The sequence below is a fragment of the Brevundimonas sp. genome (assembly GCF_018608325.1).
Lineage (GTDB): Bacteria > Pseudomonadota > Alphaproteobacteria > Caulobacterales > Caulobacteraceae > Brevundimonas.
This window is the reverse complement of sequence record NZ_JABAZW010000056.1, coordinates 1-705: the sequence shown is the minus strand read 5'-3', so window position 1 is coordinate 705 and position 705 is coordinate 1. Positions and strand designations below refer to the sequence as shown.

1 protein-coding gene is annotated in these 705 nt (G+C 69.8%); it reads right to left on the bottom strand.

The window, feature by feature from the left end; translation table 11 throughout:
* The coding region (locus tag QZ281_RS06020) for a phosphotransferase (protein ID WP_292225902.1) at nt 1–705 on the bottom strand (705 nt) is incomplete at both ends.

Genomic DNA, 705 nt, shown 5'->3' with positions numbered 1-705 from the left:
GGCGTAGTCCGCCATGAACGAAGCGCGGTCCACGTTGGGCCGCAGGGTGAAATAGCGGTCCAGCGCCTCGGCCTCCGACGCGGGCGACACATCGCGGCGGGCGTCCTGCAACAGGGAGTGCAGGTCCCACGACGGGTGGGCGCGCACCGCGTCCTGGAAATCGATCATGCCGACGCGGGCGGCGCCCTCACGTTCGGGCAGCCAGATCAGGTTCTCGGCGTGATAGTCGCGGTGCGCCATGACCGAGGCGCCTGCTGCGCCCGAGGCCACGATGGGCGCCCAGGCCGTGCGCCAGTCGGCGATGGCGGCGGCGTCGAACGACACGCGGTCATCGAGCTTCGGCAGCCATTCAACGAACAGATCGGCCCCGCCCTGCAAAGCCGTTTCGTCATAGGTCAGCAGCGGCCAGTCGCCTGCGGGACCCTGTAGAGCCTCGGGCGGGTTTCCGGCGTCGTGCAAGGTCGCCAGAGCCTCGATGGCGGCCAGATAAAGCGGCGTCTCGTCGGCGCCGTCTGCGATCACGCGGGCGAACAGGTCGTCGCCGAAATCCTCCAGCACAGCCAGGCCGTTCGGGGCGTCCAACGCCGGGATTTCGGGTGCGGACAGGCCCAGCGATTTCAGATGGGCGGCGACGGCGGCGAAGGCCTCAATTCGACCGGCGGACAGGCGGGCGACGGCGTTCCAACCGGAGGCGCGGCGCTGATC